The sequence below is a fragment of the Pseudomonas paraeruginosa PA7 genome, from assembly GCF_000017205.1.
Taxonomy (GTDB): domain Bacteria; phylum Pseudomonadota; class Gammaproteobacteria; order Pseudomonadales; family Pseudomonadaceae; genus Pseudomonas; species Pseudomonas paraeruginosa.
This window is the reverse complement of the sequence record NC_009656.1, coordinates 2,420,011-2,442,896: the sequence shown is the minus strand read 5'-3', so window position 1 is coordinate 2,442,896 and position 22,886 is coordinate 2,420,011. Positions and strand designations below refer to the sequence as shown.

Annotated in this window: 31 protein-coding genes and 1 pseudogene; 18 read left to right on the top strand and 14 right to left on the bottom strand. The window is 62.2% G+C overall.

The genetic code is table 11. The annotated features are described in order from the left end of the window. The 5 genes from PSPA7_RS11525 to PSPA7_RS11510 all read right to left on the bottom strand — a co-directional run bounded on the left by PSPA7_RS11525 (position 1) and on the right by PSPA7_RS11510 (position 3,257). Positions 1-1,296, bottom strand: coding sequence for a terminase large subunit domain-containing protein (locus tag PSPA7_RS11525; RefSeq protein WP_041025321.1), 1,296 nt, complete (start codon positions 1,294-1,296; stop codon positions 1-3). Further along, positions 1,280-1,879, bottom strand: coding sequence for a terminase small subunit (locus PSPA7_RS11520; RefSeq protein WP_012075326.1), 600 nt, complete (start codon positions 1,877-1,879; stop codon positions 1,280-1,282). Before PSPA7_RS11520 ends, PSPA7_RS11525 begins: the two co-directional genes overlap by 17 nt. A 123-nt stretch (positions 1,880-2,002) precedes the next feature. Beyond that, positions 2,003-2,578 carry a hypothetical protein gene (locus tag PSPA7_RS31985; protein ID WP_138009451.1) on the bottom strand — a complete coding sequence of 192 codons (576 nt, stop codon included), beginning with the start codon at positions 2,576-2,578 and terminating at the stop codon, positions 2,003-2,005. A gap of 71 nt (positions 2,579-2,649) precedes the next feature. Then, on the bottom strand, positions 2,650-2,946 hold the full coding sequence (locus PSPA7_RS11515; RefSeq protein ID WP_012075325.1) for a hypothetical protein: 297 nt from the start codon (positions 2,944-2,946) through the stop codon (positions 2,650-2,652). A gap of 2 nt (positions 2,947-2,948) precedes the next feature. After that, positions 2,949-3,257 carry a hypothetical protein gene (locus PSPA7_RS11510; protein ID WP_012075324.1) on the bottom strand — a complete coding sequence of 103 codons (309 nt, stop codon included), beginning with the start codon at positions 3,255-3,257 and terminating at the stop codon, positions 2,949-2,951. A gap of 190 nt (positions 3,258-3,447) precedes the next feature. Between PSPA7_RS11510 and PSPA7_RS32635 the strand changes: the two genes are divergently transcribed. Then, positions 3,448-4,143, top strand: a complete 696-nt coding sequence (locus tag PSPA7_RS32635; protein ID WP_012075323.1) for a type II toxin-antitoxin system HicB family antitoxin — start codon at positions 3,448-3,450, stop codon at positions 4,141-4,143. A gap of 101 nt (positions 4,144-4,244) precedes the next feature. On the opposite strand, the gene PSPA7_RS11500 is transcribed toward PSPA7_RS32635, so the two are convergent. The 6 genes from PSPA7_RS11500 to PSPA7_RS30950 are packed head-to-tail and all read right to left on the bottom strand — an operon-like array spanning position 4,245 to position 7,913. After that, positions 4,245-5,114 carry a hypothetical protein gene (locus PSPA7_RS11500; protein ID WP_012075322.1) on the bottom strand — a complete coding sequence of 290 codons (870 nt, stop codon included), beginning with the start codon at positions 5,112-5,114 and terminating at the stop codon, positions 4,245-4,247. A gap of 28 nt (positions 5,115-5,142) precedes the next feature. Beyond that, positions 5,143-5,592, bottom strand: a complete 450-nt coding sequence (locus PSPA7_RS11495; RefSeq protein WP_012075321.1) for a RusA family crossover junction endodeoxyribonuclease — start codon at positions 5,590-5,592, stop codon at positions 5,143-5,145. Next, entirely contained in the window at positions 5,585-6,184 is a 600-nt protein-coding gene (locus PSPA7_RS11490; protein ID WP_004349439.1) for a hypothetical protein, read from the bottom strand. Before PSPA7_RS11490 ends, PSPA7_RS11495 begins: the two co-directional genes overlap by 8 nt. Beyond that, a complete protein-coding gene (locus tag PSPA7_RS11485) occupies positions 6,126-7,088 on the bottom strand; it encodes a DnaT-like ssDNA-binding domain-containing protein (protein ID WP_012075319.1) in 963 nt (320 codons plus the stop codon). Before PSPA7_RS11485 ends, PSPA7_RS11490 begins: the two co-directional genes overlap by 59 nt. A gap of 2 nt (positions 7,089-7,090) precedes the next feature. Then, entirely contained in the window at positions 7,091-7,663 is a 573-nt protein-coding gene (locus PSPA7_RS11480; protein WP_012075318.1) for a toxin YdaT family protein, read from the bottom strand. Between the two features lie 31 nt (positions 7,664-7,694). Further along, positions 7,695-7,913: a transcriptional regulator gene (locus tag PSPA7_RS30950; RefSeq protein WP_003451709.1), complete on the bottom strand. Its 219-nt coding sequence runs from the start codon at positions 7,911-7,913 to the stop codon at positions 7,695-7,697. Positions 7,914-8,011: 98 nt separating this feature from the next. On the opposite strand from PSPA7_RS30950, the gene PSPA7_RS11475 reads away from it, so the two are divergent. The 3 genes from PSPA7_RS11475 (at position 8,012) to PSPA7_RS30945 (ending at position 10,834) form a co-directional block, all read left to right on the top strand. Next, positions 8,012-8,863, top strand: coding sequence for a S24 family peptidase (locus PSPA7_RS11475; protein WP_012075317.1), 852 nt, complete (start codon positions 8,012-8,014; stop codon positions 8,861-8,863). Between the two features lie 133 nt (positions 8,864-8,996). Next, complete coding sequence (locus PSPA7_RS11470; protein WP_012075316.1) at positions 8,997-9,647, top strand: BRCT domain-containing protein; 651 nt, start codon at positions 8,997-8,999, stop codon at positions 9,645-9,647. Positions 9,648-9,844: 197 nt separating this feature from the next. Next, the gene (locus tag PSPA7_RS30945) at positions 9,845-10,834 is read left to right on the top strand and encodes a P63C domain-containing protein (protein ID WP_079262168.1); all 990 of its coding nucleotides are present in this window, start codon (positions 9,845-9,847) and stop codon (positions 10,832-10,834) included. A gap of 439 nt (positions 10,835-11,273) precedes the next feature. Here PSPA7_RS30945 and PSPA7_RS11460 read toward each other — a convergent pair whose 3' ends face one another. Together PSPA7_RS11460 and PSPA7_RS11450 are read right to left on the bottom strand one after the other, a co-directional pair. Further along, the gene (locus PSPA7_RS11460; protein ID WP_041025320.1) at positions 11,274-11,606 is read right to left on the bottom strand and encodes a DUF1654 domain-containing protein; all 333 of its coding nucleotides are present in this window, start codon (positions 11,604-11,606) and stop codon (positions 11,274-11,276) included. Positions 11,607-12,488: 882 nt separating this feature from the next. Next, positions 12,489-13,651, bottom strand: a protein-coding gene (locus tag PSPA7_RS11450; RefSeq protein WP_086008389.1) for an IS3-like element IS222 family transposase whose coding sequence is annotated in 2 segments (ribosomal slippage) — positions 12,489-13,396 and positions 13,396-13,651 — 1,164 coding nt in all. Because the reading frame shifts where the segments join, the coding sequence is not laid out codon by codon here. Between the two features lie 228 nt (positions 13,652-13,879). On the opposite strand from PSPA7_RS11450, the gene PSPA7_RS11440 reads away from it, so the two are divergent. The 14 genes and pseudogenes from PSPA7_RS11440 to PSPA7_RS11385 all read left to right on the top strand — a co-directional run bounded on the left by PSPA7_RS11440 (position 13,880) and on the right by PSPA7_RS11385 (position 21,812). After that, on the top strand, positions 13,880-14,092 hold the full coding sequence (locus PSPA7_RS11440) for a hypothetical protein (RefSeq protein WP_012075312.1): 213 nt from the start codon (positions 13,880-13,882) through the stop codon (positions 14,090-14,092). A 34-nt stretch (positions 14,093-14,126) separates the two neighbouring features. After that, positions 14,127-14,306 (top strand): annotated as a pseudogene (gene csrA / locus PSPA7_RS32630) (carbon storage regulator CsrA); the annotation flags it as partial. Between the two features lie 686 nt (positions 14,307-14,992). Then, on the top strand, positions 14,993-15,145 hold the full coding sequence (locus tag PSPA7_RS32400; RefSeq protein WP_012075310.1) for a hypothetical protein: 153 nt from the start codon (positions 14,993-14,995) through the stop codon (positions 15,143-15,145). After that, a complete protein-coding gene (locus tag PSPA7_RS11430; protein ID WP_003099037.1) occupies positions 15,129-15,350 on the top strand; it encodes a hypothetical protein in 222 nt (73 codons plus the stop codon). The genes PSPA7_RS32400 and PSPA7_RS11430 overlap by 17 nt, the downstream gene beginning before the upstream one ends. Continuing rightward, positions 15,347-15,526, top strand: a complete 180-nt coding sequence (locus PSPA7_RS11425; protein ID WP_012075309.1) for a hypothetical protein — start codon at positions 15,347-15,349, stop codon at positions 15,524-15,526. Before PSPA7_RS11430 ends, PSPA7_RS11425 begins: the two co-directional genes overlap by 4 nt. Continuing rightward, positions 15,523-15,846 carry a DnaJ-like cysteine-rich domain-containing protein gene (locus PSPA7_RS11420; RefSeq protein ID WP_041025318.1) on the top strand — a complete coding sequence of 108 codons (324 nt, stop codon included), beginning with the start codon at positions 15,523-15,525 and terminating at the stop codon, positions 15,844-15,846. Before PSPA7_RS11425 ends, PSPA7_RS11420 begins: the two co-directional genes overlap by 4 nt. Next, positions 15,843-15,980 (top strand): hypothetical protein, encoded by a 138-nt coding sequence (locus PSPA7_RS32395; RefSeq protein WP_003116743.1) that lies wholly within the window; start codon positions 15,843-15,845, stop codon positions 15,978-15,980. The genes PSPA7_RS11420 and PSPA7_RS32395 overlap by 4 nt, the downstream gene beginning before the upstream one ends. 7 nt (positions 15,981-15,987) lie before the next feature. Next, positions 15,988-16,791 carry a RecB family exonuclease gene (locus PSPA7_RS11415; protein WP_012075308.1) on the top strand — a complete coding sequence of 268 codons (804 nt, stop codon included), beginning with the start codon at positions 15,988-15,990 and terminating at the stop codon, positions 16,789-16,791. An 8-nt stretch (positions 16,792-16,799) separates the two neighbouring features. Further along, complete coding sequence (locus PSPA7_RS31980) at positions 16,800-17,291, top strand: hypothetical protein (RefSeq protein ID WP_041025317.1); 492 nt, start codon at positions 16,800-16,802, stop codon at positions 17,289-17,291. Further along, on the top strand, positions 17,288-18,082 hold the full coding sequence (locus PSPA7_RS11405; RefSeq protein WP_012075306.1) for a recombinase family protein: 795 nt from the start codon (positions 17,288-17,290) through the stop codon (positions 18,080-18,082). The genes PSPA7_RS31980 and PSPA7_RS11405 overlap by 4 nt, the downstream gene beginning before the upstream one ends. 6 nt (positions 18,083-18,088) lie before the next feature. Then, positions 18,089-18,289 carry a hypothetical protein gene (locus PSPA7_RS11400; RefSeq protein WP_003116739.1) on the top strand — a complete coding sequence of 67 codons (201 nt, stop codon included), beginning with the start codon at positions 18,089-18,091 and terminating at the stop codon, positions 18,287-18,289. Between the two features lie 11 nt (positions 18,290-18,300). Then, positions 18,301-19,065, top strand: a complete 765-nt coding sequence (locus PSPA7_RS11395) for a hypothetical protein (protein ID WP_012075305.1) — start codon at positions 18,301-18,303, stop codon at positions 19,063-19,065. A gap of 3 nt (positions 19,066-19,068) precedes the next feature. Continuing rightward, positions 19,069-20,814, top strand: coding sequence for an AAA family ATPase (locus PSPA7_RS11390; protein ID WP_012075304.1), 1,746 nt, complete (start codon positions 19,069-19,071; stop codon positions 20,812-20,814). Positions 20,815-20,954: 140 nt separating this feature from the next. After that, positions 20,955-21,812 carry a DNA adenine methylase gene (locus PSPA7_RS11385; RefSeq protein WP_012075303.1) on the top strand — a complete coding sequence of 286 codons (858 nt, stop codon included), beginning with the start codon at positions 20,955-20,957 and terminating at the stop codon, positions 21,810-21,812. A gap of 40 nt (positions 21,813-21,852) precedes the next feature. Here the strand turns inward: PSPA7_RS11385 and PSPA7_RS11380 are convergent, their stop codons facing one another. Continuing rightward, positions 21,853-22,764 carry a toll/interleukin-1 receptor domain-containing protein gene (locus tag PSPA7_RS11380; RefSeq protein ID WP_012075302.1) on the bottom strand — a complete coding sequence of 304 codons (912 nt, stop codon included), beginning with the start codon at positions 22,762-22,764 and terminating at the stop codon, positions 21,853-21,855. Positions 22,765-22,886: the final 122 nt, after the last annotated feature.

Here is a 22,886-nt window from a genome sequence, read left to right as displayed (position 1 = left end):
TCAGAACCTCAGGGTGGTAACAACGGCCGCAGGTCGCTCGACCGGGAATTCCTTGTGAATGAAGTAGCCAGCCGCATCGTTGGGGTGGTCGATGTCGGCGGACTTGTCCGGCTCGCCGTTTGTGCCCCACACCTGCTGTTCCAGGGCGTCGGCATAGGTCGGGCACCGGTCGGGGTTGACCCGATACCGGCGCTCGCCTTTGGCGTTGCAGAACATGGCGTTCATGGAGTTGATCCGGTCTTTGACCGGCGGGTTGGCTGCGGGCGCCGAGACGATAAAGCCGGCCTGCTTGAGCAGCGCGATGTCGGTCTCGCTGGCCCGTACCGATTTGCGCGAGTCGCCGGAGGCGTCGGGGTAGATCCTGATCTGACGTGTAGGGCGATATTCGCCGTCGGCGTACAGCCAGAACCGCTCCTTGATCTGGCGGATCATGTCCGGGGTGTCGTACCCGTTGACGATCTCGTCGACCGCGTGCGGCAGGCCCATGCGCTTCACATGCACGACGGCGGCCATCTTGCCGACGTTGAAGTCCATACCCACGAATATCGGCTCGCCTGGCTGAACCATCTCCTGCGAGGCGTTGAGAGTGCGATCGTAGGCGGTGTAGATGGTGCCCGACGTCAGGTTGACGAACTGGCCGCGCAGGTACGCCGCGATCAGTTGCGGCGGGTACGACTCCATCAGGGAATCGATGTAGTCGTCCGGAAGGTTCGCCTCGTTGTCGTAGGTGCTGGCCTGGACCAGGCCATACAGGTCCTGCAGGTGCGGCTTCTCGCGCAACTGCTTCACGAACTGCTGGAAGACGAACTTGAAGCCCTCCGGGGTGGTGGTGACGTCGACACGGTTGCGCAGGCCGTCCACCTTGTAGCGCATCCGCGCGATGATCTTGCGCCAGGCCTGCTGGGCCTTGACCAGCGACAACACGTCGAGCTCGTCCACCAGGGACCGGCCGACCTTGAAGCCGACGATGGTCTGCGGCTTCTCCATGGAGCGGCAGATGATCGTCGTGCGGTAGGCGCTACCGCTGTACAGGTGAACCTCATGGTTCGCCTGGTTGATCTTGGTCCGCAGCCCCCAGTCGAAAGCCACCTCCTCCATCGTCGGATAGAAGATGTCGCGGATCTGGGCGTAGGTCGGGGCGAAGTAGCCGGCGTTGATGCGCGGCCACTCCCAGGCGTGCTGGGCGAGCCCTGAGCAGCCCACCCACGTCTTGCCGGAGCCGAACCCAGCGACAAAGCCGCAGAACTTGTGCGGAAGCGCCAGGAACTTCGCCTGAGGCCTATTCAGCGTCGGCATCGCGCACCCTCGCATCGATGATGGTCACCGCGACGCTGGTCGGCGGCGCATCGTCCTCGGGGTTCTCCAGCAGCTTCAGCTCTGCCCGCTTCTTCGCGACATCCAGGCGCTTGAGCTCCAGGTCGAGCGCGGCAGACTCGGTGCCGACATGCCGGCTCAGCAACTCCAGGTTGCGGAGCTTGTCCGGCCACTTGACCTTGCGGAGCACGCCAGCGATGCGGCGGTCGTCACCGCGGCCCTCGAACAACTCGGCGATCTCGATGCCGGACAGGAACTGGCGCCAGGCCCGGGGCCAGTCGCGGATCGACCGGAACGAACCGTCGTCCTCGAGGATGTCAAGCACGTCCATCTCGTCGATCTCGCGGAGCCGCCGGATCACATAGTCGGCTTCGACCTCGGTGCGCTTCGAACGCTCGGCCATGGCCTGGGCGATCGCCTCGGCCACCTCCGGCACTCGGAGCAGTTCGTAGCCCATCTCGGCCGCACGCTTCGGTGCGTACCCTGCGCGGATGGCTGCCTGCGTCGCGTTGAGGTCGACCAAGTACTCCTCGACGAACAGGCGCCGCTTCTTGTTCAGCGCCATGAGGGACCTCGTAAATAAAAAGCCCCGCGCATGCGGGGCTTATCTCGGCATGTGGGGCCGCACCATTGAGCGCGTCAAGAACGTTTCACCTCTATGCCGGTACAGTGCATTGACCTGTGCTCGCTATTTGTTCGGCGCTGCACAGGTTCCTTGAAGCGATACAGCGCTCAGGTAAATCTCTTCCGCTGAACTCAAGGTTGGAAGCTTTGCCGAAGAGACGGCCATAGCTTTGGCGACAAACTCACGGTTCGCGGCGTAGGCGCTCGGCGCGAGGGGACCTTTTTCAGCGGCTCCAAGCGTGGTGCTCGCAACGCCCGCAATACCTGCACTAACGCCTGGCCACACCCCGCCCGTTCCCGCCGCCGCCAACATGCTCCCCACAAAGCCTGCAACCCCGCCTATGACCCCTACGCCCAAACGCGCACCCTCAGATGATTTCGAGCGCGCTTCATAGAAGTTTTGCGCACGCAAACAGTCTGCTGAGGCGACTTGGTAATCAAGCAGTGCAGCTGCCTTCTGCAACTGAGCGCTCTCGTTGTTTCGGGCTGACATCGGGTACGCCTTGAGAACCGGACCGTCTTCGTCGACGTGCAGAGCAGCAAGATCAGGGTCAGTAGGCGAGGGAGATGTGTGCCCGGACTCGGCAGAAGCACAGCCCGTGAGCAGAACCAGGATGATCAGGAGATTTTGTTTGAGCATGGTGGGTCGTCCGTGATCCGAGGATTTCGCAAGCCTAGCCTACGTAATGGCGCAATCAAGTCATTAGGCCATCACCCCCGCGAGCGCCGCCGCGCTGCCCCATCCCACCGCCAGTCCTGCTGAAAAATCTGACTCCGGCGTGACCAGGCGTAGCTGACGATCCCCAAGTGCATGACCACCGCCCAAGGACTCACCCAGTAGCCTTTGGCCAGCTCATTCAGCAAGCCGAAGGCTCCGACTGCGACCAGGTAGAACGAAAGGCTCAGGATCGGGTGCTCGAACAGGTGGACGGTGCGCAGGAAGTCCAGCGCGGCCAGCACCACCAGAACACAAAGCACGGCGTCCAAGCCCATGAGGAAGGTCACCATGGTCAGGCACCCTTGGTTGCGAGAAGGCGCTCCGCAGCCGCCTTGATGGCGGGGATGATGTTCATGGCCAGCAGGCCGATGAGGAAGGCGACGCCGTTCTTCGACTCGGCATCAACCGGCAAGCCGAAGTAAGCCACCACCAGCGGAGTGGTGAAGATGGAGGACAGGAAACCAGTGAGGACTGCCGCCCCTGCCTGCTTACGGGTCAGACCGCGCAGGAACGACAAGGAGAGGATGGCCCCCGCGAATCCGGCAATGGCGACGCTGTACTTGGCGAACAGTGCGCCTGCGCCGATTGACGTGGGTTCCATGGGCGAACCTCGAATACCACAAAAGTGTTGTGACACCACAAATCTGTTGTATAGTGGACCCATCCAAACAACAGAGACGAGGTGATGAAGTTCAGCGAATTCAGACGACCCGCACGGCGATCATCAAGCAACTGGGGCTCTAACGAGCCCCCTCGCCTGCTCGCTGAACGATCACCCCGAAGGAGTGACCATGTACGACTATGCAATTCGATTCGAACAGGACGACAGCGCGCCTGGCGTCGCCGTTTTTTGCCGAGACTTGCCGGAGCTGAACAGCTTCGGCGATGACCGCGAACACGCAATCCGCGAGGCGCTGGACGCCATCGAGACGACCCTGTCGCTCTACGTTGATGCGCGCAAGCCGATCCCGGAAGCAACTGCGCCGGAGGAAGGCGAGCACGTCGTCCATCTTCCGGCCGTCACCGTGGCAAAGATCGCGCTGTGGAACGAGATGATGAAGCGCGGAATGCGCAAGTCCGACCTGTGCAAGCTCCTGGGCATCGCCCAGACCCAGGGTGACCGCCTGGTGGACTTCCTGCACAACACCAAGATGGAAGCGCTTGAACAGGCCCTTGCCGCCCTGGACACGAAGCTCAGCGTCCGCACCTATTACGGCAACCAGATGGTCAAGCTCCGGTACATCGCCAATACGGAGCGAGGTCGTGTGCTGGTTATCGCGGGAGACGCTGACCCGAAGGCTCTCCCCCGTCAGTACGAATGGCTGCAGGAACCACCCTGCAGGATCGAGGACACCGTCGACGATTTCGAAGTCGGCGCCAGGTACGCGATGTGGAACGTGGAAGAAGCGGTGAACTCGATCCAGTCCCGCGGCTACTTCAGCTTCTGGCTGGAGACGACGTCGGGCCCCCGAAGCGTCTCGCGCTGAAACGAAAAACCCCGGCTCGATGGCCGGGGTTTTTGCTTGTAGGGCCGTGCGGGTGTAATTCTGCACAGTGGCAAAACGATACCCAAATGCTCTTCAAATCGTCAAGCGACCTGTTTAAGGCGCTCACGCTGGGCCCAGTACGCCGCCACGCGGTCGTGGTATCGCTGGTGCACCTCGGGCAGTTCCAGGACGTCATCGCCCCACTCTGCCCGGTAGGCCTCTCCGTACCGCTTCATCCGCGCCGCCCAGGCTGTCAGCTGGTGGTCTGACATTTCGCGCAGGCGTTCGGCCAGGCGCTGCTGGTGATGCTCACGGCACTTGGCGTAGGCCTCGGCGCGCTGCACCGCCACCGCATCCCGGTCGACCTGCTGCCAGCGCCATCCAGAGCCCTTCCGGAACCCGCGCTGCTTCGCCACTACCTCGGCGACCGGCCTCAGCACCTGGGCGTCGAGCTTGTCGATATGGCGCGCCAAGCGCTCCCAGGTGCTCGCGTAGTCCCGCGCCCAGTTGCCGGGGTCGATCCGGCAGCCGAGGCGCTCCTCGATGAACAGGCAGACCTCGCCCGGGCGCAGTGTGTCGCGGCCGTTCACCGCCCGCTTGTGCGAGTTGATCGCCGCCAGCGCCATCCAGTAGGCCCGCTCGCCCTGGCGCTGGGTCAGTTGGCCGATGCCGGCGCCGATCCACACCAAGCCGTGAGCAATCGCCACATCGTCACCGTTGGCCAGCGGCGAGTACAGCGTATGCCCGAAGTGCTGCAGCGGCTTCGGCAGCGAACGGATGGCAGCCTGCACCAGGCCGGCGGCCAGCATGTGGGCGCTACGCCCATTGGTGTCCTTACGGTCGGGGGGCGTCTCGTTGGCGACCCGTCCCTTCTTGCCCAGCGCGGCCTTGTCGGCCGCCACCGCCAGCACTGAGCTCCGACTCTCGTAGAAGGCGTCGTGCCAAGCCTGGCGCGCGCTGATCAGTCTCATTTCGACTCTCCCCTGTGGTTTTCTGTGGTCACCGCTGCGCTCCCTGGGCCATCAGCGGAACAATCTTCACCTCGACACGCGGCACCTCGGCGTACCGCTTCGCGAGCATCACATTGACGACCTGGGTGTCGTCCTTCCACGCAACGCCGTTGAGCGCGTCACACACCGCCTTCAGGCAGTTGTCGGCATCGCATTTCACGGTGGGCATGACCTCGCCGACCAAGGCCATGGCCTGGCGCTTCTTCGACCAAGACCGCGGAATGGGGTGGAACATCCGCAGTTCGATGAGCACGGGGCCGGCGATCAGGGATCGACCTGCGAGCGCTTCCTGGGCTGCCATGGCAACCAGGCCTTCGTACGCCACGGTCTTCGCCGGCGTGAACATCCGGGCATGGGCGCCGACGCGGCCGATACGCGGCCTCCCCTTCCCCACCGGCTCGCCGGGTACGGTGAACACCACCGGGCGGAGGTCATGCATCACGGCGCACCTCCGGCGCTTTCCGGCGCATCTTGGCCAGCAGCAGCTCCCGCGCCTGGGCGCCACTGAGCCCATCCAGGCCCTGGGCCTGCATCCGCCGGCGGAGCTGCTGCTCGGCTTCATCCTCGGCCAGGTCCAGCAAGCTCTTCCCGGTGTCATGCTCGATCGCGTGGACGACGGGCTGGCTCAGCGGGATGTTGTTTGCCCACCGCCGGACCATCTCGGCGTAGTGGAACCCGAAGCGCTTGCGGAGGCGATCGTCGTTCACCTCGCCGGTGCGCAGATCGAAAACGCCGGTAGCCTCGGCGGCGGCCTTGACCACCTGGTGGCGGTAGCGGCACGCCAGAGCCTGATGGAACGCGGTGTCGTGGTCCGGCAGGCCGAGCGACTCCGGCTGGACGCTCAAGCAGAGCTCCCGGAATGTCGGCGCCGCCGGCGGCCAATCGAACCGGCTGCCCATGAACGTCAGCATGTTGAGCCCGTGGGCGAGTTGCTGGCCGGTCAGCCCCTGGAGCACCGTAGCCCAGGCGCCGTCAGGGTTCGGGTTGTCGCCAAAACTCGACGTCCAGCGGTGCCCGTACATCTCGGTCATCTTCACCCAGAGCCGTTCCAGCAGCCTGTCGGGCAGCCTCGTTGGCTGCGACGATGGCATTGACGCGGTCGACGGCTGAGCGAGGGCCTTGTCGATGAGAGAAGCCGCGCTTGGCGGCACGATGGCCGGCTTGGCCTTCGGCGTTTCCTGCTTGGTTTCCATAGCTGCTCCTGTTCTGGTCGAAGCGCTGGTTGCGGAGGAGGTTCTGCGCAAGTTCGTGTTCCCACTGGCCCTGGGACTGATACTTCTCGGGGCGGTTGATCCAGTAGCTACGGAACTCGAGGAGATCCTCGTCGCGTAGCTGGTAGTTCTTCATGCCGTTACGGGTCAGTGTCGCGGGCCAGCCCCTGGCGCTGGGTAGCCAGGCGTCATGCATGGGGAATCGCTGTCCGGGCTGCGGGGCCTCGCGCGGTGGAGTAGTAGGAGGAATATCGGATACCGGAGGTGTGCCCACTTTTTCACTTTCACCCCCTCCCACATATCTGCCCTCTTTTTCCGGGAAGGCCGCGTAGTTACTGGGCTCCGACCCTTCCACATAACTGCCCGCTTCATCTGCCCACTTAGTGCCCACTTTTTTTCGGACGGATTGATCCCGTGAAGCCTTCGGCAACTCAAAAATCAGGCGCCTTTCGGCCAGATTGGGGCCTACCAGACCCACCTTCTGCAGCCAGACCAGCGCCCGCCGCAGTTCCTTTTCGGAGGGCTCCCCGCCCTTGATGCCCTGGTGCGGCTCGACGTAGAGTTCCTCGGCGATCGACTTCCAAGAGATCCCTCGCCGCTCTCCGACAATGCCTGTTGCGAAGTCCATGAACGGACGTAGGGCGAACACGTAGATCTCGCGGGCAAGCATGGGTAGGCCGCGGAGCGCCTCCCGCTCCTCGTCGTTGATCTGGAAGGACGGCACGGCTACCCCTGAACAAGGCGCGGCCGGCGCATCTGGTCGATCATCCGAAGCGCCTCATCGGTCGCCGCCCTGGATTCGGAGAGCTCCCGGTGGGCCTCCTGCAGCTCCTGGTCATCGGCGCCGTCAACGAGGCTGGCAACGGCCTGCTGCGCCTCACCGTTCTCCTTGATGAGTGTTCGGAGCATGCAGAGCACCTCCGGCCGCTGGCCGGCATCGCCGCCGATCAGACGCACCGACACGCCCAGCGGCGTCAGGATGTCGCCTAGGGCCTGGACCTTCAGGTCAGTCGGCAGCGCGGCGAGGATGCTGGGTACGAAGTTCGCCGGTACCAGGTTGGTGTCCTTGGTGCCGTCGTCGAGCCAGCGGAACACGCGGTCGGCGTTGACCTTCATCCTCTCGGTTGTATCGCGCGTTGGCGGGTCGAAGACGATGCCGGTGATCAGCGCTCCCTGGATGCGCTCGTGCGCCTCCACGATGTGCTGGACGGCGGTCTCTCGGCTCCACCCCTCTCGGCGGCGCCATTGGTTCACCACGCCGAGCAGCGTGGAGATCAGGGTGTGCGATTCGCTTCGCATGACGTGGCGGCTCCTGGCCAGTAAGGTGCGTTCAGGCAGCCGCACCCCATGGGAACGACGGACACAGTTCGCTTCGAAGGACCCGGCCAGCGGTGAGCGCCTCGATCTCAACTGCACGTTTCGCGGGGATTGGTCGAACGCCTGAACACCATTGACTTACGGTGGGCGCTCTCACATTGAGCTTTCGCGCCAACTCGGCCCGACTGCCCAACAGCTCGGCGGCCTGGCGCACTGCTTCTGCTGGAGTCATGTCTCTTCTCCGGGGAATGTTGGAGAAAAGAGTAAGGCATTAGCTAATTACAGGCAAGCCATTGCCTAACCACACCACAACTGACGTTAAATTAGGCAATGCTTACCGGACCCCAACTCGGCGCCGCTATCGAGGCCGCCAGACTCGCCAAAAACATGTCGAAAAAGGCTCTCGCAGAGCAGTTCGGCGTGAAGCCCCCTTCTGTTCAGGGATGGATCAACACCGGCAGGATCGACAAAGCGAAGCTGATCGAACTGATATCGTTCTTCTCAGACGTTGTTGGCGCAGAACACTGGGGCTTGAGCGAAAAGGAGGCGGAGCTTATTGCGCCGAGTAGCTCACATCAGCATCCTGGCTCATCGGCCGCGGAAAAGGTGATGGAGATGCTCCAACGCCACGGCAAAGGGCTGAGCGGTGAAGCTAAAGCGAAAATCGCACAGGCAGTAGCCGAGTCTCTCGATGGCGATCTATCGACGACATCGAACGTGATTCACGCCGACTTCAGCCGCACCACCCTGGTGAAAGGAAATACGATCTCAATCGCCCAGTACGACGTGCGCGCTGCAATGGGCGGCGGCCAGGTGCCGGCCGAGTACCGCGAGTTCGTCAGGAATCTGGTCGTCGACAAGGTCCAACTGGATGACCTCGGCCTGAAGTACTCCGATGCGACCAACCTCAAGATCATCACCGGGTGGGGCCAGAGCATGCTGGGCACCATCGATGACAAGTCCCTGATCATCGTCGATGTGGGCATCACCGACTTCGTCGAGGAAGGCGTCTACGTCTTCACCTGGCTGCAGCACCTGTTCGTGAAGCGGGTGCAGATCCACGATGCCGAGCACTACCTCCTGGTGTCGGACAACAAGTCCTTCGAGCCGCAGAAGGCCCGTATGGAAGACGTCCATTTCCAGGCCAAGGTGCTGGGAGCCTGGAATTTCAGAAAGCTTTGACAGGCAAGGTAATCTGGCGGAGCGGGGATATGTAAAGCGACGAGCATGGCCAAGACCAGCATACATGCCAGGTGCTGCTGGTGTGGAATGCGAAAAGGTTGTGATGGACACCTGACGTTCAAGGAGAGAAGCAATGGTCGACTGGCACGCTGAATTTGGGAAAAGTCGGATTTTCCACGAGAAGCGCATAGACCGAAGGTCTGTCGATGCGCTCTCAGGACTGGCCGCTGGGATCACTGCTGATGGGCATATCAATCAGCATGAGGCCGAGTTCCTACAGGATTGGATCGCTACGAACCTGATCCATCTTGACGATCCAGTGACCAACCTCCTCTACCGGAGGCTCTCAGACATGCTGTCCGATGGCGTGTTAGACGCTGATGAGTCTGCTGAACTGCTTGAGATTCTTAGAGGATTTGGTGGCCTCTCTGCTTCCAAGCCGAAACCAAGCGACAATGCCTTTACTCCATCGAATGCTCTTCCGCTCAACAATCCAGCTCCCAAGCTTGAGTGGTCGGGCCATCTCTACGTTTTCACTGGCGTCATGGTCTACGGCCCCAGAAAGCATTGCGAAGAGATCGTCGTCAACCGCGGCGGGGGAATAGCCTCAGGCATCAGCAAAAAGGTGCACTACCTGGTCGTCGGCGAGATCGGCAACGAGCAGTGGCTACACAGTACGTATGGAACCAAGATCAAGCGAGCTGTCGAGCTGCGCGAGGAAGGCCATCCCATCGCAATCATCAGCGAGAAGCACTGGCAGGCCTCGATGTTCAATCTGGTCTAGGTGAGGCGCGGCGTCATCGAATATGGGGCGCGGGCTCACAAGCACCGCATCATAGGCAAGATCATCTGGCGGGGTGGATTTGTAGCTATGGGCGGATCATGAGCCGGTGGGCTTAACAAATTCCCCCTTCCCTCTTGCATGCCGATGCAAGCATATGCATCATTCTTTGCAAGCATATGCTTGCAAAGGGGCATCGCATGAGCGAAGAGAAAGTGATTAAGGGCAAGGCCAAAGGCGGGAAGGCGCGCGCGGAGTCCATGACGCAGGAGCGCCGTAAAGCAATTGCAAAGGCTGCAGCAGAGGCGCGCTGGGCAAAAAAAGACGAGCCGGCGCTCACTGATGAACCACCGTTTGCCCAATGGAGGGGAAGTATTTCCTTGGGAGGAGAGCCTGTTGATTGCTATGTGCTAAACACGGGGAAACGGGTAATTGCTCTTCGTGCAGTGGTCAAATCCATCGCCGATGCGGACAGTGGAGACCTGGCCAAGTTTATTGGGGTTTCGTCTATGAAGCCCTTTATAAACAAAGGCTTAGTCCTGGCCGAAATCCTCGAGTTTTCTATTCCCGGCACTCAATTTAAGGGCGGTGGCGTCGCCACAGAGACCTTTGAGATGATTTTGAGGGCGTATGTTCGCGCTCTGCATGAGGCGCCAGAGACGCTGACTGATCGGCAGAAGTCTATTGCCGTGAAATGCGCAATCATTTCTGCCGGCCTCATTAGGACTGGCCTGGATGCGCTTGTCGACGAGGCTACTGGCTATCAATATGAGCGGGCTGAAGATGCCCTCCAAGTAAAGCTGAGGGCATTCATAGCTGATGAGCTGAGAGAATGGGAGAAAACCTTCCCAGATGAGCTTTGGGCTGAATTTGGCCGTCTGACAAATTGGGCTGGCCCTTTGCACAGTAGGCCGAAATGGTGGGGGAAGCTGGTAATTGAGCTGATCTACGACACCCTTGACCCTGATGTGGCGAAATACTTGAGGGAGAACAAGCCTCCGGCTGGTACCCACTGGCACCGTCAATTGACGGCAGATGTAGGCGCTCGCCAGTTGGTATCTCGGTGCTTCGAGGTAATCGGGATGGCAAAACCATGCACTCACATACGCGAGCTTCGTGACAAGGTTGCGGAGCACTACGGCAGAAAAACTGTTCAGCTCACACTCACATTGCCAGCTGCTCGGAAGTGACCAAAGCCCCGCACCCGCGGGGCTTTTCGTTCCTACCCACCTTTGATAGATTCCCTCCGCCGGCCTGGGAAGACAGCAGTCCGGCACAGGCCGCGCCTCGACTCCAGCGCGGCCTTTTCGTTTACTCCCCCTACAGTCGTGACAGCATGATCTAGGCCTCAACCAGCAGGCCGAGGAGGCCATCATGACTCGCAGTCACATTCGCACCACCGTCGCCCGAGCAAATCTCCTGCTTGATGCGATGCCGCATACTCATCCTCTCCATTCATGCGACGACATTGCCAAGACGCGCAGATTGATGACTATCAAGAAACGACTTGGCCGCATCGTTGTAGCCGGGCTCTATGTAGATGATTTGGTCTCGTCAGCGCACAGCGCCTTCAGTCGCACCCATGACCTATAGCGATTCGGAGCCCGCTACGCGCGGGCTCTCCTTCCGCTAGATCCTCACCTCATGTAGACGCTGAACCATCACTTCCGGCTCCTGCACCAGTTCGATCCCATCGACCACCTCAACGCCCTCCTCGTCTCCCGCCTCCCAGGTGAGCGTAACCACTCCGTCCTCCCCCAGCGACATCTCTAGTCCATCGGTTTCGGCCAATTCCTCCAGCACCTGCTTCCAGGCCTCTTCCGAATCCCCCTGCGCCTTCCAGATCGACGCCCGACGCTCCGCCTGAGCCCGCGGGCTACTGATCATCGCTGATACCCGTAGGCGCACCTTCTCCACTGGCGAGATCTGCCCTCTCCCTTGGTTGTTCTTCTGCACAGCCATCCTCCAGATACTGTTTATTCATACAGTATTTTCTGTTTGAAAAATCTGCAAGCCCGCCTCGCTTACCCACAGATAGTTAGTGCGCAAACTTAAAAATTAGGCATTGGCTATTTACAAAAATTAGGCATTGGCTTACTTTTCCCTCAACGCCAGCACCATACCGCTGGCCAGGCCGCAGCGAGCCAAGGCCTTGCCGACAGGCAGAACGGGTTCAGGGGGAGCCTCGCCCCGTGGCCAGCAGCGTAGATGGCCCTAGATCAAGGGAGAGCCAGTGGGTGACGAGCCGCGACTGGCTGTCGGGACCTCAGGTCCCCCGAGAAAACAATCGCCCATCCGCAGGTGGCGTGTAACAGCGGACTGATTACTTGCTTCGTTTCCCAGAGCCGTAGCTTCCAGAAACGATGTGATAGCGGATGTTGTTGAAGCGAGATAGTTTGTGTACCCGCTCGAGCCTGAGCTGGCGCTCTAGCTGTTTTAGTTGGTTGAACAGGCCGCGCTGTCTCTCGAGCGGCGCCTGTTCTAGCTGAGTATTCACTGCAGCGATTTTTCTCTCCAACTGTTCGATTTTTGAGCCTTTAGCTGCTAGGTACTGCGCAGCACGCTTCTCTTCGACCTTTTGCCGACGCTTCTCGCGTCTGGCGTTACGGCAGTTATGACATAGCCAACCGCGCTTTGGTGGCCTGTCTGAAGCGGTCGGATACTCCGATTTACATTCAGCACAAATCTTTTTCACCGCTGGCGGCTGAGTAGGTACGGAAGTCTTCGGAGGTTTTGCCGCAGCGGTCTCCTGGTTAGTTGGCCTGGAAAGCTTGTGCCGAGCTAGCTCTCTGAATATCTCCTCCGACTCTTCGCTAAAGCCTTGCCCAGGTACATGTGTAGTGGTCAACCCATCCCGGACAGTGGGTTGAGTTTTTCTTCGGCCACCGCAGGCGGTAGCCCGTCGTTGAATTGATGCGGCCTGATCCAGTTGTAGCGGTGCATCAGGTAATGACTGATGTCCCGTTGGGCCTCCTGCGCCGTCAGGTAACCCGTTGACGGGACCCACTCCGACTTCAGACTGCGGAACAGGCGCTCCATCGGCGAGTTATCCCAGCAATTCCCCCGACGGCTCATGCTCTGCTGCATCCGATAGCGCCAGAGCCGTTGCCGAAACAGGCGGCTGGCGTACTGGCTGCCCTGGTCTGAATGAAACAGCACCTGCTGTGGCCTGCCGCGCTGTTCGTAGGCCATGTCCAGGGCCTTGATCACCAACTCGGCATCCGGCTTGGCCGAGAACGCCCAACCGATCACCCGCCGGGTATGCAGATCCAGCACCGCGGCCAGGTAGTGCCAACGGCCTTGCGCCCAGACGTAGGTGATGTCGCCACACCACACCTGATTGGGATGCTCGGTCGCGAATTCGCGGTTCAGCCGATTCGGGATATCCGGCCGCTCAACCGTGGCCTGTTTGTAGGCGTGCGAGCCCGGTTGCTTGCTAACCAGGCCCAGCTCACGCATCAACCGACGCACTCGGAAACGGCCGATGGTCACGCCCTCTTCGCGCAGCATGCCCAGAATGCTGCGGCTGCCGGCCGAGCCCCGACTCTGGCTGAACAACTGGTTGACCTGGCTGCGTAGCGCCACGCGGCGAGCATCGACACGCCGCCGTCGAAGACGGTGGACGTAGTAGCAAGACCGCGCCACATTGAAAGCTGAACAGACCACTTCCACCGACTCCTGCTCACTCAACTGGTCTATCAGCGCGTACGATCGAGTTCGTCCGACATCAAGAGAGCGGTAGCCTTTTTTAATATCGCTTTCTCCCGCTCCAGCCGGTTGATCCGGGCTTCCAGCTCCTGGATCTTTTGCTGCTCAGGCGTCAACGCCTTGCTCTTCGGGGTCACACCCTGGCGCTCCGCCTCGAGCTGCTTCACCCAACGGCGCAAGGCCGAGTCCACCACCCCCAGCGAACGGCAGGCGTCGATATGGCTGTAGCCTTGGTCCAGCACCAAGGCGGCAGCCTCTCGTTTGAACTCGGCGGAAAACGTACGTCGTTGCTTGCTCATCAGACACCTCTCTCACGGCGAGGATTCTCGCCTAAATCGGTGTCCGGGGTCAGTAGACCACTACAATGCGGTTTCTTGGGCTGCTCTACAGGCTTCTCTCGCTCCATCGCCTCCTTTAGTCGGCGAAGCACTTCCAGATTCTTTTCATCCATAGATAGGCCTCCATTCCCAGGACTCTTCCGAATCTATCAGTGGAGTGCGGCAATAGGCCATAGGAGATCCATTGCCATGAAGAAGAACGCCAACCCGGCGGCGACGGTTGCTGCCTGGAATTCCGCATACCCCGTCGGCACCGAGGTCGACTACCGATTCCATCGCGGCGCGGCGCCGAAGCGCACCCGGACGACAACCGAAGCCCAGGTGCTCGGCGGACACACTGCTGTCGTCTGGCTCGCCGGCGTGTCCGGTTGCGTTGCCCTTTCCCACTGCGAGCCGGCTTGAGCCCGCGCGCACAGCATCCTGAACGGAGGCACACATGCTGATCCTCACTCGCCGAGTCGGCGAAACCCTGCACATTGGCGACGACATCACCGTGACGGTCCTCGGCAGCCAGGGCGACCAGGTGCGCCTCGGCATCACCGCCCCGGACGACGTCGCCATTCACCGCTCCGAGATCTACCAGCAGATCGGCAACGTCCGTCCGGTGCCACCGGCGGAGCTGGTCGAGGCCTGGAACCGAGAGCACCCAGCGCCAGCCCTGATCGAGTACCGCCCGTACCGAGGGGCAGACCCGCAGCGCACCCGCACCGTCGGCCGGGCCAGCGTATCGCTTGGCGGAGCGGCGGTTATCTGGATCGAAGGCCAGTCGGCGCCGGTGGCGTTGCGAGCCTGCACCGCGATCTCCTGACTTCGGCGCCTGGCCCATTGCCGGCCGATGCGCCACGGCGAGCGCCCGCCGGTCCAACGGCGCGCACAACGGAGGTCCTCGACATGTAGCCCAGCCCCAACGGCAGATCGCCAACATGCGGTCGAGCCTGTACCCAACCGCTTTCACATAAGGCGGTGCATGTAAGTGGAGACAGGGCGCTTGGCGGCGCCCTTCTCTTTCCTGGCGGAGCCAGGGCGTAGCGGAGAGTGATCGGCAGCCGAGTCAGGCACCTGCCTCGTAAGCAGGCGAGCCAACGAGCAACGCCGCCGGCTGGTGGCGCGGACGGAGCCAGAGGGGACGCCCTCGCGCCGATCACTCCCCGCTGTGCAAGCAGCGTTCCCCCTCTTCGCCCGGCTCCGGCCGGGCTTTTTTCACCGCCCGCATTCGCATGAACGCTCCCCGCCTTCCCCATCGGGCAAGCCCGGCGGCGTGAGCATTCAGCCGAATGCAGGTGAACCACGGAGAGCATCCCGATGTGGACATACCGCGAGCGCCGCAACCGCGCGGCCTTCAGCAACGCGCAACTCGCTTACGACCGTGCCGTCGACCCGCTCTGGGACCAGCCGGAACCAGATCCAGAGTCCGAGGACGAAGAGCAGGAGGATGACGATGGCCTGGGCGAATGAGCGCGCCGAGGGCGTGATCGAGGAAGCGATCGTCGCAATGCGTCGGTCGGTGATCCCGCGCCACGACCAGTTGGTATGGCGCGGCCAGATCGAGATGGCCTACACCCTCGACGCCATCGGCACTCGGCAATACGACGACATGCGCCGCCGGCTCGACGCCGCAGCGGATGCGAGACAGCAGGAACTGAGGAGCATCGACCTATGACCACCCGCCCCGTTCGCTCGATCATCGACGACCAGCTCGACGACCTGGTGATGCCGGCCGGCGCCGATATCGCCGCTGTGCTCGGCCTGCCGCGCGAGACCCTGGTGGTGAACCTGCCGCATCGCATGGCGCTGACCATCAAGCGCGGCCGGAAGTGCCTGGAGGTGCGGCGATGAGCTACTCACGGGAAGACTACTTCGCCGAAGGGCTTGGGGAGTCGCTGGAAGAGCATGGCGTGGTGGCCACCAGCGAACAGATCAAGGCGATTGCCAGGGACGTTGTCTTGTTCGCAGAGAACATTGGACAAGCCTTCTATTCCCCGGAGGATCCGGGGTCACGCGAAGCCGACTCGCTTCGCAAGAAACTTGAGAAGGAGCGGGAAAAGGTTGTTTGCCGGGTATGTCAAGGCACCGGTAACACCGTATCGCACGGCCCGCACCATTCTGCCTACTCCTCCTGCTGGAAGTGCAATGGGGCCGGGAGGCATGCGCCATGAATGCCAAGCGTAAAGCCACCCTCCTCGGCGCACTGGCCATGACCGCCTTCTACATCCTGCTCATCTTCGCCCCTGCCTGGGGCGGCCTGATCACCGCCGAACAACCCGCCACGGCACCCATCGCCGGGAAGTGAGCCAACCATGCAAACCATCACCGTGCGCGCCTCATCCTGGGGCGCGCTGTTCGACTGCGCGTTCCGCTGGGAAGGCGTACACATCCTGAAGATGCGCAGCCCTTCATCCCCCCGGGCGCTGCTCGGTACCGCGATCCACGCAAGCACCGCAGCATTCGACGCGGCACGGGTGAACGGCGAGCCGATCAGCGCCTACGACGCCTCGGAACTGCTGGTGCACACGCTGCAGCAGCCGGAGTTCGAGGTCGACTGGCGCGGCTCCGACATCAGCCCGCGCGAAGCCGAGTCCACCGGACTGACGCTGCACACGAAGTACTGCAACGACATCAGCCCGCGCTACGACTTCGTCGCCGTCGAGTTGACGACCAAGCCGATGGAGATCGACTGCGGTGGCGGGATCATCGTGCGTCTGACCGGCCAGCTCGACCGCGCCCGCATCAAGCGCGATAGCCACGGCGTCGGCATCGCAGACGTGAAGACTGGCGGCGCCGCGGTGAGCCAGGGCGTGGCCAAGACCAAGGGACACAAGGCCCAGATCGGCACCTACGAACTGCTCTACGAGCACACCACCGGCGATGCGATCACCGCGCCGGCCGAGATCATCGGCTTGAAGACCAAGGGCAAGCCCGAGGCGGCCGTCGGCGAGATCGTCGGCGCGCGCCAGATGATGGCTGGCAGCGAGTCGCACCGCGGCCTGATCGATTACGCGGCGGACATGTTCCGCTCCGGCCTCTTCCCCCCGAACCCGCAAAGCCCACTTTGCAGCCCGAAGTACTGTCCCCGTTGGGGATCGTGTCCATATCACGAGTGATCCTCCCCATGAGCCAGAGAATCCCGCTTGAAGGTAAGCGGTTCGGCCGGCTGCTGGTCGTCGACAAGGTCGCGCCGATCGGCATTGCCACCGCCTACCTGTGCCTCTGCGATTGCGGCGGCCGAAAGGTTGTCCGCGGCGCATCGCTCCGGAATGGCGACACAACATCCTGCGGCTGCGCCCGATCCGAAAAGATGGCAGCCGAGAAAACCACTCACGGCCAATATGCCTCGCCGACCTACCGAAGCTGGAGAGCAATGCTCGCCCGATGCCACGACAAAGGGCATCGACAGTTCAAGGACTACGGCGGTCGTGGCATCGCAGTCCACCCGCCCTGGCTGAAGTTCGAAGCCTTCTTCGCAGACATGGGCGCACGGCCGGAAGGCACAACCCTGGATCGCCGCGACAACGACGGCAACTACGAGCCGGCCAACTGCTGCTGGTCCACCCGCACCGAACAGAACCGAAATCGTCGCAAACCGCAAAGGACCCCATCATGACCAACACCACTTCATTGTCCGAGCTGCAAACCTCGGCAGTTGCCAAGCCGCGGCAGAACTTCGCGGTCAGCATGACCAACCTCGAAGGCTTCGAACTGGCCCAGCGCTGCGCCAAGTTGCTCGCCAGCTCGACGCTGGTGCCCAAGGAATACCAGGGTAACTTGTCCAACTGCGTGATCGCCTTGAACATGGCGCAGCGCATTGGTGCCGACCCGCTCCAGGTGATGCAGAACCTGGTGATCGTCCACGGCCGACCGACTTGGTCCAGCCAGTTCCTGATCGCCACCGTCAACACCAGTGGCCGTTTCTCGGCGCTGCGCTTCGAGTTCTTCGGTGAGCAAGGTACCGACACCTGGGGTTGCCGAGCCTGGGCGGTCGAGCGCGCAACCAACGAGAAGCTGGTCGGCGCCGATATCACCATCGCGATCGCCAAGGCCGAGGGCTGGTACGGCAAGAACGGCAGCAAATGGAAGACGATGCCTCAGCAAATGCTGATGTATCGCGCCGGCTCCTGGTGGACGCGGGCCTTTGCTCCGGAACTCTCCATGGGCCTGCAAACGGCCGACGAGGTAGGCGACGTCTACGACGCGCAGCAGGATACCGGTGGCAGCTTTGCTGTAAACGTGAACGACCTGCGAGACCTGTCGCCAGGCACGAAAAGCAGCCCCGCAGCAGCCGAAGAAACCCCGCCGGACGGAGTGAACACCGAGACGGGCGAAATCACCGAACCCGCCCCGGGCCAGCAGCCGGACACCAGCGACACCGGCACCGACGAGCTCAATCTCGAGTAACCGGCCATGCCCAGCCTCACTGTCCTTGAGCGGTACGGCCAGGTCGGGGAGTTCGCCGCGCTACTCGGCGCGGCTGAGCTCAACGCCGCTACGGACTGGGACGAGCAGTTCCTGGCCGACCTCCGCAGCAACTTCCAGCGCTACGGCGCCCACACCTACCTCAGCGACGCCCAACTCGAGCAGTTGGAGCGGATTGCCAACGAATAGGACCCTTCCCGATGAGCAACAACTCGCACTTCATGAACATGACCGCCGACACCCTCGGCAAAAGCTTGCTGCAGGGTCTGATCCAGGAAATCCGGATCATGCCGGACTGCTGGCAGAAGCTTCCCGAGGCCAAGCAGCAGGACATTATCGACCGCCTGGAACGCCAGGTACGGAATGCCGCCACCATCGCGGTCCACACCATTGCCGGCGGCGACCGCGACACGGTCTACGGCAAGCTGGAGTCGATGACCGCGAAGGACAAGATGAAGGCCGTATTCGTGGTGAATCCGAGCAGCCCTCACAAGGAGGACCTGCTGTTCGCGGTGAACAAGGATTGCCTGCTCATCATCGGTGGCGCCAACGAGTTCACCGAGGGCATGGACCAGGTCAAGCCCGACCCGGACCAGACGCCCCTGGACCTGAACGGCGGCGACCATGACATGGAAGACCTCGGCGCCTGGGGCGGTATGCAACCAGCAGACGACAGCGACGTCGTCGATGCCGAGTTCCAAGAGCTGCCGCAACTCACCGTCGAGCGCTTCGCCGGCCACACCCTGGGCGAGATCGCCATCGGCGTCGCCACCAAGAAGGACGTGTTCGACGCGGCCTGGCTGCAATCGCGCTTCGCTCTCACCACCGAGGAAGCCGAGCGCGTCGTCCTCCAGCTGCTGGACCAGGGCGTCATCGTGCTCGAGCAGGAGAACGAGGAATCCCGCGAACTGAACACCTACCGCGTCATCAAGAAGCCGGGGGATATCGCCCTCGATCTGGAGTGAGCCATGCGCATCACGAAACTCGAAATCACCAACTTCCAAGGGCTGCGTCATGCGGCCCTTGATGTTTCTGCGCCGGTGCTTCTGGTGGCCGGCCACAACGGCGCCGGCAAGAGTTCGCTGCTGGACGCCATTGCCATGGCCTTCAACGGCCAGCCGCGCCGCGTCTCGCTGAAGAAGGAGATGGACAAGCTGGTCACCGAGGGCGCCAAGAAGGGCGAGTCCAGTGTCGAGTGGCTGGACGAATCCGGCGAGGTGCAGGCCTGCGGCGTCGCGCTGCCCAGCGGCAAAGGCTCCCCGCTCGCCGACTCGCTGTTCCTGCCATACGTGCTCGACGCCAGCCGCTTCGCCGCCCTGGACGCCAAAGATCGCCGCCGGGTGCTGTTCGACCTGACCGGCGCCAGCGCCAGCCCTGCCGAGGTCGGCAAGCGGCTGGAAGCCAAAGGCCTGGACCTGGCGCTGTTCGAGAAAGTGAAGCCCCTGCTCCGCTCCGGGCTCCCGGCCGCGGTTGAACAGGCCAAGGCCTACGCCAGCGAGGCGCGCGGCGCCTGGAAGATGATCACCGGCGAGAACTACGGCAGCGAGAAGGCCGTCGACTGGGCGCCGGAGTTGCTGGCCACCGTGGTCACCGAAGACCAGGTCGCCGAGGCCGGTAAGAACCTGCAGCTGCTCGAGGACGATCTGGCCGAGGCCCAGCAGGCCCTGGGCGCCAGCAAGCAGGCCCGCCAGGCTGCCGACGGCCGCGCCCAGCGCATCGCCAAGCTGCGCGAGCTGGTCGACCTGGAGCCGCGCCGCCGGAACAAGCTGACCACCGACGAGCGGAACCAGGACGAGTGGTCCGAGAAGGTCATGGCTGCCGAGCTGGCCTCCTCGGGCCGCGTGCCGCACCAGCCGCTGACCTGCCCCCACTGCCAGGGCGCGGTCGACCTGCAGGCCGGGACCCTGGTGGTGCACCAGCCGCCGGAGCAGATCGCCGATGCCGAAGCCGCCCGCCGGTTGCCCGAGTACCGCGAGTATCTGGCCAGCGCCCAGCGCACCGTCGCGAACAGCCAGCGTGACCTGGACGAGAGCCTGGCAGCCGCCGAGCAGATCAAGGCCCTGGAAGCAGAGTCCGTCGAAGCGCCCAGCGCCGAGGCGATAGCCAACGGCGAGCAGGCCATCAACGAACTGCGACAGGCCCGCGACGCGAGCCGCGCAAAGCTGGTCGCCCTGCAGGAAGCCCTGGAAGCCGCTACCCAGCGCGAGGCCTCGATCGCGAAAGCGCAGGCCGCGCACCAGGACGTGGTGGCGTGGACCGGCATGGCCGACGCGTTGTCACCGACCGGCATCCCGGCGGAGATCCTGGCCGACGCGATCGGACCGGTGAACGAGCTGCTGCAGCGCCTGTCCGGCACCGCCGGCTGGTCGCCAGTGGAGATCAGCGCGGACATCGACGTGACCTTCGGCGGCCGGCTCTACGGCCTGCTGTCCGAGTCCGAACGCTGGCGGTGCGACGCGACGCTGGCCCTGACCATCGCGACGATCTCCGGCCTGCGCCTGGCGCTGCTGGACCGCTTCGACGTGCTGGATATCCCTGCGCGCACTCAGCAGGCGATGAAGCTCTTCCAGAGCCTGGCCGCCGGCGGTGAGATCGACACGCTGATCGTCGCCGGCACGCTCAAGGAACCGATGGCGAAGACGCCGGCCTGGTTACAAGCGGTCTGGATCGACGCCGGGCAACTCGCCGACCAGCAGCACCAGGCTGCGGCCTGACCCTCGATACAGCGCCCCACCCGGGGCGCTTTCTCTTCCAGCAAGCACCGGACGCCGCCCTGTGGGCGATTCAACCATGCCTCGTGGGCCGCCCGCGTCAGGCAGGGCGGCGTCCGGTGCCTGTTCACCGAGTACTGACGATGCCTCCTCAACGACCGATTCTCCGCTACCACGGCGGCAAGTGGCTGCTCGCCCCGTGGATCATCCAGCACCTGGCGCCCCACCACACCTACATCGAGCCATTCGGCGGCGCGGCTTCTGTCCTGCTGCGGAAGGCCCGCAGCTATGCCGAGGTCTACAACGACCTCGACGGGGACGTAGTGAACCTGTTCCTCGTCGCGCGGGACCGTGGCGAGGAACTGCGCCAGGCCCTGGCGCTTACCCCGTTTGCCCGGGAAGAGTTCGAAGCCAGCTACGCGGAAACGTCCGATCCGCTCGAGCGCGCCCGGCGGATGGTGGTCCGCAGTTTCCAGGGTTTCGGCAGCGCCGCGGCGAGCGGCGAACGCACGGGGTTCCGCTCGACGTCGGCGAGGAGTGGTGCCGCGCCCGCGCTGGACTGGCGCAACTACCCCGATGCGTTGGCCGCTATCACTGAGCGCCTACAGGGCGTGGTGATCGAGAACCGCGACGCCCTGGTGCTGATGGAGCACCACGACCGGCCGAGCACGCTGCACTACGTCGACCCGCCCTACGTCCATTCCACTCGCAGCACCAAAGTCCGCCACAACGCCACCGGCAAGTCGTACCGACACGAACTGGACGACGACCAGCACCGGAACCTGGCTGCGATCCTCAAGGGGCTGAGCGGCATGGTGGTCCTCTCCGGATACCCCTGTCCCCTCTACGACCGCCTTTACCGCCACTGGCACCGCCTCGAGCGGAATGCCCTCGCCGACGGCGCGCGGGACCGCATCGAATGCCTCTGGCTCAACGATGCCGCGCGCAGTGGCCTGGCGCAGCTCGACATATTCCACGACACCAAGGAGCCCATCGCGTGACTTCCAAGAGTAAGCCCGCGACGAGCTGATCGGCTCTGCCCTATGCGCGCGGCCACGGGGTAGCTGCAATAATCTTCATCTTCTCTTCCTCTTCGGCAGTTGGCTTTCGATTCGTTTTCATCGTGAATTCAAAGATCCGTTCCAGATACTCGGTAATATTGAGGAGCTGGTCTTTACCGTTGTCGTTCCCCATTTTACGGCAGATAACTTTCATCTCGTAATCGCTGCCAGTCTTGGGATCAACACACATTAAGCTTCGGGTCTTTGGAATTGTGTCATCCAGAATCACGAACATATCGTCGTTATCTTTTGAAAATGCCTGCAAAGATAGCGCATGCATCGTGCGGTACACCCAGTCTATACCGAGCTTTTGGTACTGCCGATATCTAGCTGAGGCGACACTCCCTAAGATACAAAATATCTGGGTAAGAAACGTCATTTCGGTATTGGACGAATTCTGCACCAACGTATAGTTAATACTAATATTCCCCTCGACTTCACCCCAGTCCGTTGCCCAGTCCAGATAGCCGTCAACATCCTCAATACGGGACTGATCAGGATTAGAGTGCCCGGCGACAGCCTCCAACAACGCACTCATGCCAACATCGAAATCTTTTCGAAAATCTGCATACAACTTGTCACGGAGGAACAGAGGAATCTTGCAGTCTTCCAGAAGTACAGGAATGGTTACCACGCGTCTTTCTTCAAGTTCACGTAGGAGACCGCCAGTTAACTCTTTCTTACACCACTCTGACTCTACCGATGCAGAGGACAACATTATGAGCAGAGCACTTGACCCCTCAACAGCTTCTTGAATTCGATTTATTAGCGAATCACCTGGCTTAAGTTCCCATCGATCAACCCAGACGCTTGCTCGTTTTCGAACAAGATGCCCGGCGATCATGTCAATCTTTTCCTTATCAGCGTGGGAATAACTAATGAAGACCGCCATCTTTTTAACTCCATCCTTGTAATTCCGGCCCTATGCCGGGCCGCTCAATTCTAGCCCCAACGACATCACTGCGCCATCACGCATGGCGCCGTGCATCGTCACGTTCGCGAAAAGGAACCCTC